The sequence below is a fragment of the Vibrio sp. E150_011 genome, assembly GCF_053544015.1.
The window spans coordinates 1-14,387 of sequence record NZ_JBHFOL010000029.1 but is presented as its reverse complement, the minus strand read 5'-3'; the positions used below and the strand labels follow the sequence as shown (position 1 = coordinate 14,387).

14 protein-coding genes, 1 tRNA gene and 1 riboswitch are annotated in these 14,387 nt (G+C 45.8%); of the genes, 7 read left to right on the top strand and 8 right to left on the bottom strand.

What is annotated here, in order from left to right:
- Positions 1-190: 190 nt before the first annotated feature.
- Entirely contained in the window at positions 191-961 is a 771-nt protein-coding gene (locus ACE1OE_RS23400) for a family 16 glycosylhydrolase (protein WP_449212419.1), read from the top strand.
- Positions 962-1,094: 133 nt separating this feature from the next.
- Positions 1,095-1,901, top strand: coding sequence for a Cof-type HAD-IIB family hydrolase (locus ACE1OE_RS23395; RefSeq protein ID WP_449212418.1), 807 nt, complete (start codon positions 1,095-1,097; stop codon positions 1,899-1,901).
- Positions 1,902-1,995: 94 nt separating this feature from the next.
- Here ACE1OE_RS23395 and moaE read toward each other — a convergent pair whose 3' ends face one another.
- From moaE to moaA, 5 genes are all read right to left on the bottom strand, one after another.
- Positions 1,996-2,466 carry a molybdopterin synthase catalytic subunit MoaE gene (gene moaE, locus ACE1OE_RS23390; RefSeq protein WP_102470393.1) on the bottom strand — a complete coding sequence of 157 codons (471 nt, stop codon included), beginning with the start codon at positions 2,464-2,466 and terminating at the stop codon, positions 1,996-1,998.
- 1 nt (position 2,467) lies between these two features.
- On the bottom strand, positions 2,468-2,713 hold the full coding sequence (moaD, locus tag ACE1OE_RS23385; RefSeq protein WP_449212417.1) for a molybdopterin synthase sulfur carrier subunit: 246 nt from the start codon (positions 2,711-2,713) through the stop codon (positions 2,468-2,470).
- The gene (gene moaC / locus ACE1OE_RS23380) at positions 2,710-3,189 is read right to left on the bottom strand and encodes a cyclic pyranopterin monophosphate synthase MoaC (protein ID WP_102470391.1); all 480 of its coding nucleotides are present in this window, start codon (positions 3,187-3,189) and stop codon (positions 2,710-2,712) included. Before moaC ends, moaD begins: the two co-directional genes overlap by 4 nt.
- Before the next feature lie 10 nt (positions 3,190-3,199).
- Positions 3,200-3,712, bottom strand: coding sequence for a molybdenum cofactor biosynthesis protein B (gene moaB / locus ACE1OE_RS23375; protein ID WP_102470390.1), 513 nt, complete (start codon positions 3,710-3,712; stop codon positions 3,200-3,202).
- A gap of 52 nt (positions 3,713-3,764) precedes the next feature.
- Positions 3,765-4,754 (bottom strand): GTP 3',8-cyclase MoaA, encoded by a 990-nt coding sequence (gene moaA, locus ACE1OE_RS23370; RefSeq protein ID WP_102470389.1) that lies wholly within the window; start codon positions 4,752-4,754, stop codon positions 3,765-3,767.
- Positions 4,743-4,890, bottom strand: a riboswitch (molybdenum cofactor riboswitch). It overlaps the preceding gene by 12 nt.
- A 172-nt stretch (positions 4,891-5,062) precedes the next feature.
- Here moaA and yvcK point away from each other — a divergent pair.
- Positions 5,063-5,950 (top strand): uridine diphosphate-N-acetylglucosamine-binding protein YvcK, encoded by an 888-nt coding sequence (yvcK, locus tag ACE1OE_RS23365; protein ID WP_449212416.1) that lies wholly within the window; start codon positions 5,063-5,065, stop codon positions 5,948-5,950.
- Between the two features lie 229 nt (positions 5,951-6,179).
- Here yvcK and ACE1OE_RS23360 read toward each other — a convergent pair whose 3' ends face one another.
- The 3 genes from ACE1OE_RS23360 to uvrB form a co-directional block, all read right to left on the bottom strand.
- The gene (locus ACE1OE_RS23360) at positions 6,180-6,530 is read right to left on the bottom strand and encodes an Hpt domain-containing protein (RefSeq protein ID WP_449212415.1); all 351 of its coding nucleotides are present in this window, start codon (positions 6,528-6,530) and stop codon (positions 6,180-6,182) included.
- Positions 6,527-7,924: a quorum-sensing sigma-54 dependent transcriptional regulator LuxO gene (gene luxO / locus ACE1OE_RS23355; RefSeq protein ID WP_372060810.1), complete on the bottom strand. Its 1,398-nt coding sequence runs from the start codon at positions 7,922-7,924 to the stop codon at positions 6,527-6,529. The genes ACE1OE_RS23360 and luxO overlap by 4 nt, the downstream gene beginning before the upstream one ends.
- A 95-nt stretch (positions 7,925-8,019) precedes the next feature.
- Positions 8,020-10,050: an excinuclease ABC subunit UvrB gene (gene uvrB / locus ACE1OE_RS23350; protein WP_102470413.1), complete on the bottom strand. Its 2,031-nt coding sequence runs from the start codon at positions 10,048-10,050 to the stop codon at positions 8,020-8,022.
- A 486-nt stretch (positions 10,051-10,536) separates the two neighbouring features.
- Between uvrB and ACE1OE_RS23345 the strand changes: the two genes are divergently transcribed.
- From ACE1OE_RS23345 to rsxC, 4 genes are all read left to right on the top strand, one after another.
- Positions 10,537-10,612, top strand: a tRNA-Asn gene (locus ACE1OE_RS23345).
- A 238-nt stretch (positions 10,613-10,850) separates the two neighbouring features.
- Positions 10,851-11,432, top strand: a complete 582-nt coding sequence (rsxA, locus tag ACE1OE_RS23340; protein WP_102470385.1) for an electron transport complex subunit RsxA — start codon at positions 10,851-10,853, stop codon at positions 11,430-11,432.
- The gene (gene rsxB / locus ACE1OE_RS23335) at positions 11,432-12,013 is read left to right on the top strand and encodes an electron transport complex subunit RsxB (RefSeq protein ID WP_102470384.1); all 582 of its coding nucleotides are present in this window, start codon (positions 11,432-11,434) and stop codon (positions 12,011-12,013) included. The genes rsxA and rsxB overlap by 1 nt, the downstream gene beginning before the upstream one ends.
- 7 nt (positions 12,014-12,020) lie before the next feature.
- Positions 12,021-14,387, top strand: a 2,367-nt coding sequence (gene rsxC, locus ACE1OE_RS23330; RefSeq protein WP_449212414.1) for an electron transport complex subunit RsxC, incomplete at its 3' end; no start/stop codon positions are given.

Here is a 14,387-nt window from a genome sequence, read left to right as displayed (position 1 = left end):
TTAATCTAATTATCAGATAGTTAAAAACAAAACCATCACTTAACATGCACAGCTATCACGCGCGAGCACCAAGATAGCGCAATGTGTTGTTGCGTATTCTCAAAAACTAGACGGCCATTCAATGGAGAAAAGACGTAAAAATCCTATGATCAAATGAACATTTCAAGCCACCATACTAAGGATAGTGTCAATGCTTAAGGAATCGCTACTCATGTTGTCCGCCGGATTTACCACGCTGTCACACGCAAGCACGTCATTTACCGATCCTTTAGCTGAGTTAGATCCACAACGCTGGTTTCTGGCGGATGGATGGGAGAACGGGTTTCCGTTCTTAAATCGCTGGCAGCAAACTCAAGTCGAGTTCAATAACAGTGGGCTCGCCATCCATCTAGAAAACCGTGAGGATGAGCATGGTTATTTAGACATTCTCTCAGGCGAGATCCGTACGCTGGGATTCTATGGCAACGGCTGTTTTCAAATCGAAATGAAACCCGTCAAAGGAGACGGTGTTATTAGTTCTTTTTTCTTGTTTGCGGGCCCTTATGATCAGCCAGAAGACGGTAATGGCGTGCACAACGAAATAGACATTGAGTTTATTGGCGCTAATACCAATATGGTTCAATTTAATTTTTGGACAAACGATGACAACTACCAACAAAAAAATGAGCACATCCACTATCTAGATTTTGATGCCTCTGAGGAATTTCATACCTATGCTATTGAATGGAATCGCCGTGCCATTCGTTGGTATATCGATGGCAGTGTCGTGTATAACGTTCGCCATTCTGAGCGCCTCCCCATCCCTATGACGTCGGATACAAAACTAAGAGCAATGATGAACGTTTGGGCAACCGATCCAAGTATCAGCAATTGGGCTGGGGAATATAAGGCTGACATTGGTATTAAGCACTCGGCTTACTATAGAAACTTTAAATACAGCAAGTCACGATGTAACAAATAAAATCATCGGTAAGTATACAAGTTACGGGGTAGCCAACAAGAAGATAGGGGGACGGTAGGGCCTAGGAAATTGTGTTAGGACTCGAAAATAAATGCCTTTATACTCTGAGTATATCCCTGAAGAGTACGCATGAATGCCCATCAATGACATCAAATTTATTGCCTCCGATATGGACGGCACCTTGCTAAACGAACACGGACAATTGGACCCTACATTCTTCGAGTTACATCGCCAAATGTCCGAGAAAGGTATCATTTTTTGCGCTGCATCAGGTCGCCAATATTACAGCTTGCTCGAGACATTTTTACCCGCTCAAGACGAAATGATGTTCATTGCGGAAAATGGAACGTTGGTCATGCACAAAGGCGTCGAGTTGTATAGTTGCACTATCGACAAGGCCGCCATTCATCATATCATTACCGAAGCGCGAAAAATCCCAAATACGCATGTGGTTTTGTGTGGTAAACAATCGGCCTACATTGAAACTCAAGATGAAAAAGCATTAGAAGAAATTGCTAAGTATTATCACCGCCGTCAATCGGTTACCGACTTACTCAATATTGATGATACCTTCATAAAGGTCGCAATCTGTCACTTTGATGGTAGTGAGGAACACGTTTATCCCTCAATCCAATCACAATTTGGTCATTCCCATCAAGTCGTAGTGAGTGCCAAGATTTGGCTTGATGTCATGAACGCCGAAGCGTCTAAAGGTACTGCTATTCAGCACCTGCAAAACACGCTTGGGTTCACTCATGAGCAGACCATGAGCTTTGGTGACTATTTTAATGACGTAGAAATGCTTCAAGCTAGCTATCACTCGTATGCGGTTGAGAACGCGCACGAAAAAGTCAAAACTTACGCACGATTTTCTGCACCAAGCAACAGCGAACAAGGTGTCCATACCGTGATTAGTGAATATTTAGCAACGCTTAGTTAACGCAAAAAGCCCGCCGTTACCTTATTATTTTATAAGGTAACGGCGGGCTTTTAAACGTTCTTCTACCGACAATTAAACCGTCAATAATGACGATTTAATTCGATTCACCGTCTTGTTGCCACCTTGATGCGGCTTGGGCGTCAGACTCTCTTGAGTCAACCCAACGAGTTGCTTGTGTCGTTCGTTCCTTTTTCCAAAACGGTGCCTTGGTTTTTAGGAAGTCCATAACAAACTCGCAGGCCTCAAATGCCGCACCTCGATGTGCACTCGACACACCAACAAACACGATTTGATCGCCTGCATCCATATCACCAACACGGTGAATGACACGAATGCCGTTTAGGAGCCAACGCGTTTCGGCTTCATCGCAAATCGTTTCTAGCGACTTTTCTGTCATACCAGGGTAATGCTCTAGCGAAAGTCCAATCACGTCGTCGCCAAGGTTCATGTCTCGAACTTTACCAACAAACGTGACCACAGCACCAGATGCCGTACCCTGCGCCAATGCGTCATACTCTTCGCCAACATTAAAATCGGCGGCTTGTACGGCTACTCTTGGCTTCATACTAACCTCCTGTCACTGGGGGGAAGAAGGCAATTTCATCACCGCTAGCCACGGTTTCCGTCATCGCGACAATATCTTGGTTACGCGCCGCTAACAACTTACCCGCTTCCAATGCTAGCGCCCATTTATCGCCTTGGGTTGCTAACTCAGCGCGAACCGCTTCAATAGATGAAAAGTCACCGTCAAGTTCAACACTATCGACACCGATCAGTTCTCTTGTTTGTGCAAAAAAAAGTACTTTGATCATGATTCCACCTTAAAGTGTCCTGATTTCCCACCGGTTTTTTCAAGTAAACGAACGTTCTCAATCACCATATCTTTCTGCACAGCTTTACACATGTCGTAGATTGTCAAAGCCGCCACTGATGCTGCAGTGAGGGCTTCCATTTCTACGCCGGTTTTACCCGCGAGCTTACACACAGACTCAATGCGAACTTTGTTCTCCGCAACAATGGCTTCCAGTTGAACTTCTACTTTGGAAAGGAGTAAAGGGTGACACAAAGGGATCAGGTCCCACGTTTTCTTTGCGGCTTGAATGCCAGCAATACGCGCCGTGGCAAACACATCACCTTTATGATGATTTCCAGAAGTAATCATCTTTAGTGTTTCAGGAGCCATGTGAACATAAGCCTCTGCTCGCGCTTCACGCACTGTTTCGGCTTTTGCAGAGACGTCCACCATGTTGGCTTCACCTGATGCATTAATATGAGTGAATTCTGACATCCTGATTCCCTTAGATACTTAGGTGTGGCATAAAGTTACAAGGACGATGGCTCGCATCCATCTGCTGCTTGATGATCTTAGTCCAGCCAGTACGGCAAGCACCGGTTGAACCCGGCATTGCGAAAATCACAGTGTGATTAGCAAAGCCCGCAATCGCGCGAGACTGGATAGTTGACGTGCCAATTTCTTCATATGAAACATGACGGAATAGCTCACCAAACCCTTCAACTTGCTTATCAAAAAGTGGGACGAGTGCTTCTGGCGTGCTATCACGAGATGTAAAGCCAGTGCCACCGGTAATCATTACTGCTTGTACCGATTCGTCTGCGATCCATTGTGAAACAATGGCGCGAATTTGATAGATATCGTCAATGACAATCTTCTTGTCTGCCAGTGTATGGCCCGCATCTTGTAAATTCTCAACTAAGTAACGACCTGAGGTATCGTTGTCTTCTGTACGTGTATCAGAAACGGTTAGCACTGCAATGTTAGCAGGCACAAATTTGCTTTCTGCGTGACCCATGATTTGTTCACCCTATCAAAGATTTAATTATAATTTATGGAGCGGTTAGTGACTAACCGCCAATTGAGGCTAAATGTGGTGTCATTCCAGAATTTCCATCCTGTAAAAAATGACTCACTGATTTGGTTTGTAATTGTGCTTGAATACGTTCAATCAATGCCTGTTCTTGCTCGTTCTCTTGAAGTAAATCGCGCAATTCAACGCCATGCTCTCCAAACAAACATAGATGGAGCTTGCCCATCGCCGACACTCTCAAGCGATTGCAGCTTTCACAAAAATTCTTTTCATAAGGCATAATCAAACCGATTTCACCACGATAGTCGGCATGCACAAAGACTTGCGCAGGGCCATCGTTCTCGCTTCTTGCTTTTAAAATCCAACCATTGGCAATCAATTGATTTCGAATGTCGACGCCAGATACATGGTGTTTTTGGAATAAATCGTCCATCTCGCCTGTTTGCATAAGCTCGATAAAACGCAGTTGGATAGGTCGGTCTTTGATCCAGTTCAGAAACGCTGGTAGCTCTTTCGCATTAAGGTCCTTCATCAAGACGACGTTGACTTTGACTTGGTTATAACCAATTTCAAGCGCTCGGTCGATTCCTTGCATCACTTCCCTAAACTTGTTCTCACCAGTAATCTGGTGAAACATGCGCGGATCAAGGCTATCAACACTGACGTTGATATGAGTAAGACCTGCACTTTGCCATCGATCGACTTGTTTGGCCATACGATAGCCATTCGTTGTCGTCGCCACTTTGACGATACCCGGCGTATTTGCAACCGTTTCGATGATTTCTGGGAAATCTTTTCTCAGGCTAGGTTCACCGCCTGTGATCCTAACCTTAGACGTGCCACAATCTGCAAACGCGGTAACCACACGTTTGATTTCTGGCAATGTCAGGAAAGCCGGGCGCTTGTGACCCGGCGGCCTATAGCCATCAGGTAGGCAATAGGTGCATTTAAAGTTACACACATCGGTAACAGACAAGCGCAAGTAATAAAACTTGCGATGAAATTTATCTTCAAATTGTTGCGCCATGGAACACCTTTCCAAATACGGGAGGCGAGATCATTTCCAATCCAGCCCTGGTGACAGTTTGTCACTGGCTCTAGGCGCATATCTTGGCTTATACCAGCGAAGACTTAGCACATAAAGCTCGGAGTTATGGCAATCTTCGTTGTATTCACGAGGACAGCTTTTGTGAGTAAAATACTCAATTACAGTACGGTTTTCTACCTCTAATGTAAAAAAACCTTACAGATTCGTCATTTTTATTATAGCTGAGTATGTCAGTAGAACAATTTCCCTTATCGTATTGATATAAAACAACCATAGAAGAAGAAAAGATGAGCATATATTCATCAAAAAAAATCGTGGCGATTGGCGGTGGCCATGGACTTGGGCGCATGTTGGCTGCGCTCACCGATTTTGGTTGCAATGCCACTGGTATTGTCGCCACGACCGATAATGGTGGCTCCACCGGACGCATTCGAGACTGCCAAGGCGGCATAGCTTGGGGCGACACTCGTAACTGCATCAATCAGTTAATTACCGACCCTTCTATCAGCTCCATGATGTTTGAGTATCGATTTAAAGGTGCAGGCGAACTTAATGGTCACAACCTAGGTAACCTGATGTTAACGGCGCTCGATAATTTGTCAGTTCGCCCACTAGAAGCGATTGATCTAATCAGAGGGATGCTCAACGTTGATGTCAATATCATTCCAATGTCAGAGCACCCCGCGGATCTCACTGCGCTTTCTACTGAGGGTCGTTGGGTCACCGGCGAAACCTCTGTCGATGAAATGGAAGAGGATCTTCAACGTCTGGATTTAGACCCTGTCGTGCCTGCAACAAGAGAAGCCGTCGAGGCAATCCTAAACGCCGATTGCATTATTCTCGGACCAGGAAGCTTTTTAACCAGCGTGATGCCGCCTCTATTACTCGCCGATCTTAGTAAAGCGATGAATCAAAATAGCCACGCAAAGATTGTATTCGTCGAAAATCTTTCGCCTGAATATGGCCCTGCAGGCCGTATGACGCTGAAACAGAAGCTGGAGTGGTGTGAACGAGCGTTACAAGGACGCAAACTCGATATCATTTTAGGACAAGAACCCCACCCTGAGCTAACCGAAGATTGGCCTTGCGTGACAATACCACTTGCGTCACCAAACCGTGATTGGCGACATGATAGGGAAAAGCTCAAGCATGCCATCGTCAGCTTAATGGCTTAATGGCTTATTGGCTTATTGGCTTATTGGCTTATTGGCTTATTGGCTTATTAAATTAACCAGAAATATTCAATAAGTTAAAGAGATTGAACCGTTAAATCAGTTAAAAAAACGATGCCGAACAGGCTTATTCGGCATCGTTATCGTACTGCCCGATGTGCGCCCCATTGCCAGGAGTAGGCGTAAAGTGAGCGCTAACGCTCTATTGAGGATGAAAACCATCGTCGCTGTGCTAGTTTTCGAGCTCGTTCAAAAAGTGAGTATATTGTGTATAGGTTTCTTTCAGGTGGGTAAGCATAGTATCCACTGTTGGTTGATCAAGATAAACCGAATCTGTCTTCACCTCACTATCCACCAGTAACGCAAATTCACACAATGCCTCAGCACCAAAACTCGCAGCACTGCTTTTTAGTGCATGCGATATCTCTTTCATACAGTCAATTTTATCGCTCAATGACCCCGTGGTAAGCTGCGCCTGATAATTCACAAGTTCGCCAGTAAAGATACCAAGCAAAATAGGTAGATTATCCATACCAATCTCGCTACCCAGTTTATTTACTTTATCGTGGTCCATGTAGTTCATTGTTTGTTCTCACTTGCCGTCCATGCTTGAATTTTTCGATATATCGTTGATGGGCTCACACTCAAGTACCCAGCAGCGATGGGAATATTACCATCACAGACCTCGATAGCCTGTTCTATAATGGCTCTTTCACTTTGATGCAAAGGGACAATATCTTGCGGCCCAAAAGCACTAGGGGTGATAGGTTCGACCACAGCCACAGGCTTAACTGGAACGTTAAGCGGCGGAGGCAGCATATCCAATAAGATTTCTTTACCATGGTTTAAAACAACGACGTTTCTTAGCACATTCTGCAGTTGTCTTACGTTGCCCGGCCATTCATATTGGATAAATCTGTCGATAACATCCGGTGAGAACCGAATGAAGCTTTTCCCTTCTTCCTGAGACATGAAACCCAGCAGAGAATAAGCAATCTCGATAACGTCTTCATCTCGCATTCGAAGGGGCGGCAGGTGCAGAGGAATCACATACAAGCGATAATAAAGGTCTTCCCGAAAGCGGCCTTCTTCGACTTCTTTCCATGGGTCTCTGTTTGTCGCGCAAACAAATCTTACGTCGACTTTTTTCATTCGCGATGAGCCTACTTTTTGAAACGTACCCGTCTGAATAAAACGCAGTAGCTTCGTCTGGAGCTCTAAGTCCATCTCACAAAGTTCATCGAGAAACAACGTGCCACCATCCGCCAATTCAGCGGCGCCTTGACGGTCGCTCGCCGCACCAGTAAACGCACCTTTGACATGACCAAACAACTCACTTTCGATAAGGTCTTTCGGAATAGCCGCACAGTTAATCGCAATAAATGGTTTATCTCCGCGACGACTTGCTGCATGTATCGCCTCAGCGCAAACCTCTTTTCCCGTGCCACTTTCCCCAGTAATAAAAATACTGGCTTTACTGGTTGCGGCAGAGTCGATGGTTCGATAGACAGCTTGCATCGTTTGGCTACTGCCAATGAATCCTTGGTAGCTTGGGCTGCCAGTTTCATTGCGCTCATTTTTCATTTTAGAGGCTTTGCGAATCGCGTTGTTCACAGTGACTCTAAGACGGTCAGCCTCACAAGGCTTGATAAGAAAGTCTTGCGCACCATGCTGCATCGCATCAACGGCAATATCTATTGAGCCATGCGCAGTCATGAAGATAACCGGCACATTGGGATTCACTTCTCGTACCGCGTCCAACACATCCATACCTGTCATATCAGGCAGACGCAAATCAAGAAGTATCAAATCGGGGGTTCGGTGGGCCAGACTCTGAATCGCGTCCCGTCCGTTGCCCACGATATTAATATCAATTCCCAATGGGGTAAGATAGGAGCGATATAAGGCAGCAACGGAGGCCGTATCTTCTACCATTAAAAGATAACGAGATTTAGGCTCACTGATAATCGGTCGCATAATTCCTAACTAACATGAGGATGGGCTCAGTTTATTTTCAATAACCAAACCCATGGTTCAATATTTAACCACCCTAACAAAAATAGGTGGTCCTGTTAACTGTTCGCAATAAAATGTGCTCTAAGTTTCTCTATTTCATCACGTTTCTGCGCAGCTTGTTCAAACTCAAGATTCTGAGCATGCAGATACATTTCACTTTCCAAACGCAATATTTGCTTTTCAATCTCTTGCGATGACATGGCGACATAGCTTTGCGAGGGCTCTGCAACTTTCGACAATGGGACTTGTTTTGATGGCTGTTTATTGCGTGCTTGAGTGGCGCTTCCAAGCTCCATAATATCTTTGACGTTTCGTTTTAGTGCCGTCGGAGCCAACCCGTTCGCTTCGTTGTAAGCATGCTGCTTTTCTCGACGTCGATTGGTTTCTCCCATCGCTTTTTCCATCGATTTAGTGATCTTGTCTGCATACAAAATTGCTCGGCCATCAAGGTGCCTTGCTGCCCGTCCGATCGTTTGAATGAGCGACCGCTCAGACCGCAAAAACCCTTCTTTATCAGCATCAAGAATCGCAACTAACGAGACTTCTGGCATATCAAGGCCTTCTCGAAGTAAGTTGATCCCGACTAAAACATCAAACACACCTAATCGAAGGTCACGAATGATCTCCACACGTTCCACGGTATCGATATCAGAATGCAGATAACGGACTCGAACACCATGCTCGCTCAAATATTCGGTCAGATCCTCGGCCATTCTTTTTGTTAACGTGGTCACTAATACCCGCTCGTCTCTTGCCGCGCGAGCTTTTGCTTCCGACATCACATCATCCACTTGGGTGGCGACGGGCCGCACTTCTAGTACAGGATCAAGTAAACCTGTTGGGCGCACCACTTGATCCGCTACAGCGCCAATTGATTTTTCCATCTCATAGGCTCCAGGCGTTGCTGAGACATAGATGGTTTGTGGCGCCAACATTTCAAATTCATCAAACTGCAACGGACGGTTGTCAAGCGCAGACGGCAGTCGAAATCCGTATTCCACTAGGGTTTCTTTGCGCGAACGGTCGCCTTTGTACATTGCACCGATCTGAGGAACTGTCACGTGCGATTCATCAATAATCAACAAGCCATCAGCAGGGAGGTAGTCAAATAACGTCGGTGGCGGCTCGCCTTCACTGCGGCCACTTAGATAGCGAGAATAGTTTTCGATGCCTGAACAAAAACCAAGTTCGTTCATCATCTCAATATCAAACTGTGTGCGCTGAGAAATACGCTGCTCTTCAAGCAACTTGTTATTATCGATTAGGTAAGATTGACGAGACTTAAGCTCAACCTTTATCTCTTCAACCGCTTCAAGAATTCGATCACGAGGGGTCACATAATGCGTTTTTGGATAAATAGTGTAGCGTGCCAAATCACGCTGAATGATCACGCCGGTGAGCGGATCAAACAGACTAATACAATCAATCTCATCATCAAACATCTCAATGCGCACTGCGACTTGATCCGATTCCGCTGGGAACACATCAATAACTTCACCACGGACTCGAAACTGACCACGCTCGAAAGCGACGTCATTTCTAGAGTACTGTATTTCAGCAAGGCGACGAATGATATCACGCTGATCTAACACGTCACCACGAGTGACGTGAAGCATCATTTTCAAATAAGACTGGGGATCACCAAGGCCATAGATAGCCGATACAGAGGCGACAATGATGGCGTCTTTACGTTCCAACAGGGCTTTAGTCGCGGACAAGCGCATCTGCTCTATATGAGCATTGACAGAGGAATCTTTCTCAATGAAGGTGTCCGTCGTCGGAACGTATGCCTCAGGTTGGTAATAATCATAGTAGGAAACAAAATACTCAACTGAGTTGTTTGGGAAAAAAGCTTTCATCTCTCCATACAACTGAGCAGCGAGCGTTTTGTTGGGTGCCAGTATAATGGCAGGACGTTGTGCCGTCGCCACGACATTCGCCAAGGTAAACGTTTTGCCCGAGCCCGTTACCCCGAGTAGCGTTTGATGCGCGAGACCCGAATCGAGGCCATCTAACAATTTTTCAATGGCAGCAGGCTGGTCGCCTGAAGGTTGATAATCTGAAACTAATTCGAAATGTTTTGCCATGATATCGAGTCCTTTATTTGTCTCGCCCACATTGTCGCCGTTACAGGCTGACTTTTGCAACTCTTTGCTCGCTTTTCGTTTCACTTTTAGGTATATTAACTGCCCTCGTGAACTCCCCATAGAAAATATAAGCTAGCGTTTCATCCACGGCTTGTCCCCAAAATACAAATTATCTCTCACTAATGAGAATTTAGACATTATTCCCAAACCGAATAAAATCCAAATTAAACAACAAAAATCAAGCACTTACTTTCAGCAGTTAAAACTTATTCACATTCATTATTTTCATTCCTGTCAGTTCCGTCATGTTGTACCGGATAATTAACACCCTTATCCACAATTTTGGTGGATAACTAAAATCACGTCATACCCGGCAAGGCGTACAAAGAAGTAAAGATATTTTTATTAGTTTTTTTCCACATCAACAACAAAAAAACCATTGACTCCTACCTCCTCTATCGCTAATATTCGCCGCGCTAAAGCAATTCCCCCTTAGTTCAGTTGGTAGAACGGCGGACTGTTAATCCGTATGTCGCAAGTTCAAGTCTTGCAGGGGGAGCCAAATTTTAAAAGCCGCATCTTAGGATGCGGCTTTTTTCGTTTTCAATTCTGCAAGTTTTGAGTCTTTTAATATCCATCGCGTATAATCTGGTAGACAGATTAATTGCTTACAAACCCACAGGTTTTCATAAAAACGCCTACATTTTCGTAGAAACTAATAAAACCTTATCTTTCACTGGTTGTTATTAACTACGCAAAGCACGATAATAACGGGATCGGAGCTCTTTACACATACTATTATGACCGAATATTTTCTATTGTTGGTAGGCACCGTCCTAGTCAATAACTTTGTACTGGTAAAATTTCTTGGCTTATGCCCATTCATGGGTGTATCAAAAAAACTCGAGACCGCCATTGGCATGGGCTTGGCAACCACCTTCGTCCTAACCTTGGCTTCGGTTTGCGCCTACCTTGTCGAAACCTATATTCTCATCCCTCTTGGTATTCAATACCTCAGAACAATGAGTTTTATTCTAGTGATTGCCGTCGTCGTTCAGTTTACCGAGATGGTGGTGCATAAAACCAGCCCAACCTTGTATCGACTACTTGGCATCTTTTTACCATTGATTACGACCAATTGCGCTGTCTTGGGTGTTGCATTGCTCAACATTAATGAAAACCATAATTTCATGGAATCTATCATCTATGGGTTTGGAGCCGCGGTCGGTTTCTCTCTCGTTCTTATTCTTTTCGCGTCAATGCGTGAACGCATTACTGTCGCCGACGTACCTGCGCCATTTAAAGGTGCTTCTATTGCGATGATTACGGCTGGATTAATGTCACTCGCCTTTATGGGCTTCACAGGCTTGGTGAAATTATAATGACAACTATCATTATTGCAGTCCTTGCCCTTGTCGCGCTTGCGGCCATATTTGGGGCTATTCTAGGGTTCGCGTCCATTAAATTTAAGGTTGAAGCTGATCCGATTGTTGAACAGATTGATGCGATTTTGCCGCAAACTCAATGTGGCCAATGTGGATACCCAGGCTGTAAACCTTATGCAACGGCTATTGCTAACGGGGATGCCATCAACAAATGCCCTCCCGGCGGACAGGCGACCATCGAAAAACTTGCAGATTTAATGGGTGTTGAAGTTGAGAGCTCAGCTCACGACGCTGAAAAATCCATCAAGAAAGTCGCTTTTATACACGAAGATATGTGCATTGGCTGTACCAAGTGCATTCAAGCTTGCCCAGTGGACGCTATTGTAGGCGGCACGAAAGCCCTACATACCGTCATAAAAGATGAGTGCACGGGGTGTGATTTATGTGTTGCACCTTGCCCAACGGATTGCATCGAAATGATCCCAGTACAGACAACAACCGATTCATGGAAATGGCAATTACAGTCAATTCCAGTGGTTAATGTTACCGATTCAAACACTCAGCCAATTAAGTCGTAGGTAGGGTATGTTGTCATTAATTGAACAAATTCAAACTGGCTCGCTGTGGAACTTCCCCGGTGGTGTCCACCCACAAGAAAACAAAAAGCAATCTAATACACACGCTATTTCTAGAGCGGCTATCCCTGCTGAGTTGGTCATTCCGATAAAGCAACATATCGGTAAACCCGGTGACTTACTCGTCGAAGTTGGCAGTCATGTACTCAAAGGACAACCATTGAGTGAGGTTAATGCGGCGTTCATGCTCCCTGTCCACGCCCCTACCTCAGGGACGATAACAGCAATAGAACCAAGAACGGTCGCCCATCCTTCTGGCTTAAGCGACTTGTGCATCGTGATTGAGTCCGATGGCAATGATCAATGGATAGAGCGAGAGTTCACCACCGATTACTATCAAGTAGAACCCACTCAACTCATCGAAACGATCCGCCAGGCGGGTGTTTCTGGCATGGGCGGAGCCGGGTTCCCGACCGCAAAAAAAATTCAAAGTGGGTTGCAACGTACTGATATTCTTATCCTAAACGCAGCCGAGTGCGAACCTTACATCACGTCTGACGACCGCCTGATGCAAGAATATGCGAGCGATATTGTTGAAGGGATCAAAATACTCAAGCATATTTTAAAACCCAAATTAACCATCATCGGGATCGAAGATAATAAGCCGGACGCCATCAAAGCATTAGAGATAGCTGGGAAGGATGAAGATATCGTCATTCGTGTTATTCCTACCAAGTATCCTTCAGGCGGTGAAAAGCAGCTGATTAAAATATTGACGAACTTAGAGGTTCCCGTTGGTGGTATCCCCGCCGATATTGGACTCCTCGTGCAAAATATCGGTTCAGCATACGCCATAAAACGCGCTATTTGTGATGGTGAGCCCCTGCTAGAACGGGTTGTAACGTTAACAGGTAAGGCGTTCAAACAGCCACAAAATGTTTGGGCACGAATTGGCACCCCGGTACAGTCCTTACTCGATGAGTTTGGTTATAAAGCAGATAAAAAAGCACCTCGCCTAATTATGGGGGGGCCAATGATGGGCTTTACACTGCCGCATGCCAACGTACCCATAACGAAAACGTCTAACTGTATCCTTGCACCTACCTCTCGTGAAATCGATCCGAATCAAAACGAGATGGCATGTATACGCTGTAGCCAATGTGCGGAGGCATGCCCTGCATCACTATTACCACAGCAGCTGCAATGGTATGCAAAATCACAAGAATACGACAAATGCGAAGAACTCAATCTTAAAGACTGTATAGAATGTGGGGCATGCGCGTACGTTTGCCCAAGCGAGATTCCGCTCGTTCAGTATTATCGTCAGGCGAAAGCAGAGATTCGAACGCGGACGAAAGAAGCCGAAGCGGCTGAACGTGCAAAGGTTCGTTTTGAAGAAAGAAAAGCCCGCCTTGAACGAGATAAAGCCGAGCGTGAGAATCGCTTTAAGAAAGCAGCTGATGACCGTCGTAAACAAATGGCGACGTCAAACGGGGATGATGCCGTTGCCGCCGCGATTGCTCGAGTGAAGGCTCAAAAAGCAGCACCAACAACTGGCGAAGTCAAACCCGCGGTTGCCGCCGCAATTGCACGAGCAAAAGCCAAACAAGCGGCTGCAAAAACGTCTGAGCAAAGCCAGCCAGATAATAGTGAAATGGCTAAACTCAGAGAAGAACGTAAGCGTCTTGCTCGAGAGCGCAAAGCAAGTAAAACTGACACGCTAGACCACGTTGATACGAATACGGGTGCAAACGCTAATCAAGGTAATGATGATAAAAAGTCAGCCGTCGCCGATGCTATTGCACGCGCCAAGGCACGTAAGGCTGAACAGGCTTTAAGTAAATCAGAGGTATCTGAATCTACCAACGTTGATACCGCGGCCGATGTCGACCCGAAAAAAGCCGCCGTTGCCGCCGCAATTGCTCGCACCAAAGCACGTCAATCTCAGCAAGCGGCAAGCGAATCCGAACCAGAAATGCCTGAGCCAGCCAACGCTTATACCGCGGCCGATGTCGACCCGAAAAAAGCCGCTGTCGCCGCTGCTATTGCACGCGCCAAAGCACGTAAAGCTCAGCAAGCGGCAAGCGAATCTGAACCAGAAGTGCCTGAGCCAGCCAACGCTGATACCGCGGCCGATGTCGACCCGAAAAAAGCTGCCGTTGCCGCCGCAATTGCTCGCGCCAAGGCACGTAAAGCTCAGCAAGCGGCAAGCAAATCTGAACCAGAAGTACCTGAGCTAGCCAACGCTGATACCGCGGCCGATGTCGACCCGAAAAAAGCCGCCGTTGCTGCCGCAATTGCTCGCGCCAAGGCACGTAAAGCTCAGCAAGCGGCAAGCGAACCTGAACCAGAAGTACCTGAGCTAGCCAACGCTGAT

Coding starts and splice junctions, on each gene's coding strand:
- rsxB (WP_102470384.1), top strand. CDS start 11,432: ATGACAACTATCATTATTGCAGTCCTTGCCCTTGTCGCGCTTGCGGCC.
- ACE1OE_RS23400 (WP_449212419.1), top strand. CDS start 191: ATGCTTAAGGAATCGCTACTCATGTTGTCCGCCGGATTTACCACGCTG.
- ACE1OE_RS23360 (WP_449212415.1), bottom strand. CDS start 6,530: ATGAACTACATGGACCACGATAAAGTAAATAAACTGGGTAGCGAGATT.
- uvrB (WP_102470413.1), bottom strand. CDS start 10,050: ATGGCAAAACATTTCGAATTAGTTTCAGATTATCAACCTTCAGGCGAC.
- ACE1OE_RS23395 (WP_449212418.1), top strand. CDS start 1,095: ATGCCCATCAATGACATCAAATTTATTGCCTCCGATATGGACGGCACC.
- rsxA (WP_102470385.1), top strand. CDS start 10,851: ATGACCGAATATTTTCTATTGTTGGTAGGCACCGTCCTAGTCAATAAC.
- luxO (WP_372060810.1), bottom strand. CDS start 7,924: ATGCGACCGATTATCAGTGAGCCTAAATCTCGTTATCTTTTAATGGTA.
- moaD (WP_449212417.1), bottom strand. CDS start 2,713: ATGATCAAAGTACTTTTTTTTGCACAAACAAGAGAACTGATCGGTGTC.
- moaB (WP_102470390.1), bottom strand. CDS start 3,712: ATGGGTCACGCAGAAAGCAAATTTGTGCCTGCTAACATTGCAGTGCTA.
- moaA (WP_102470389.1), bottom strand. CDS start 4,754: ATGGCGCAACAATTTGAAGATAAATTTCATCGCAAGTTTTATTACTTG.
- yvcK (WP_449212416.1), top strand. CDS start 5,063: ATGAGCATATATTCATCAAAAAAAATCGTGGCGATTGGCGGTGGCCAT.
- moaE (WP_102470393.1), bottom strand. CDS start 2,466: ATGAAGCCAAGAGTAGCCGTACAAGCCGCCGATTTTAATGTTGGCGAA.
- moaC (WP_102470391.1), bottom strand. CDS start 3,189: ATGTCAGAATTCACTCATATTAATGCATCAGGTGAAGCCAACATGGTG.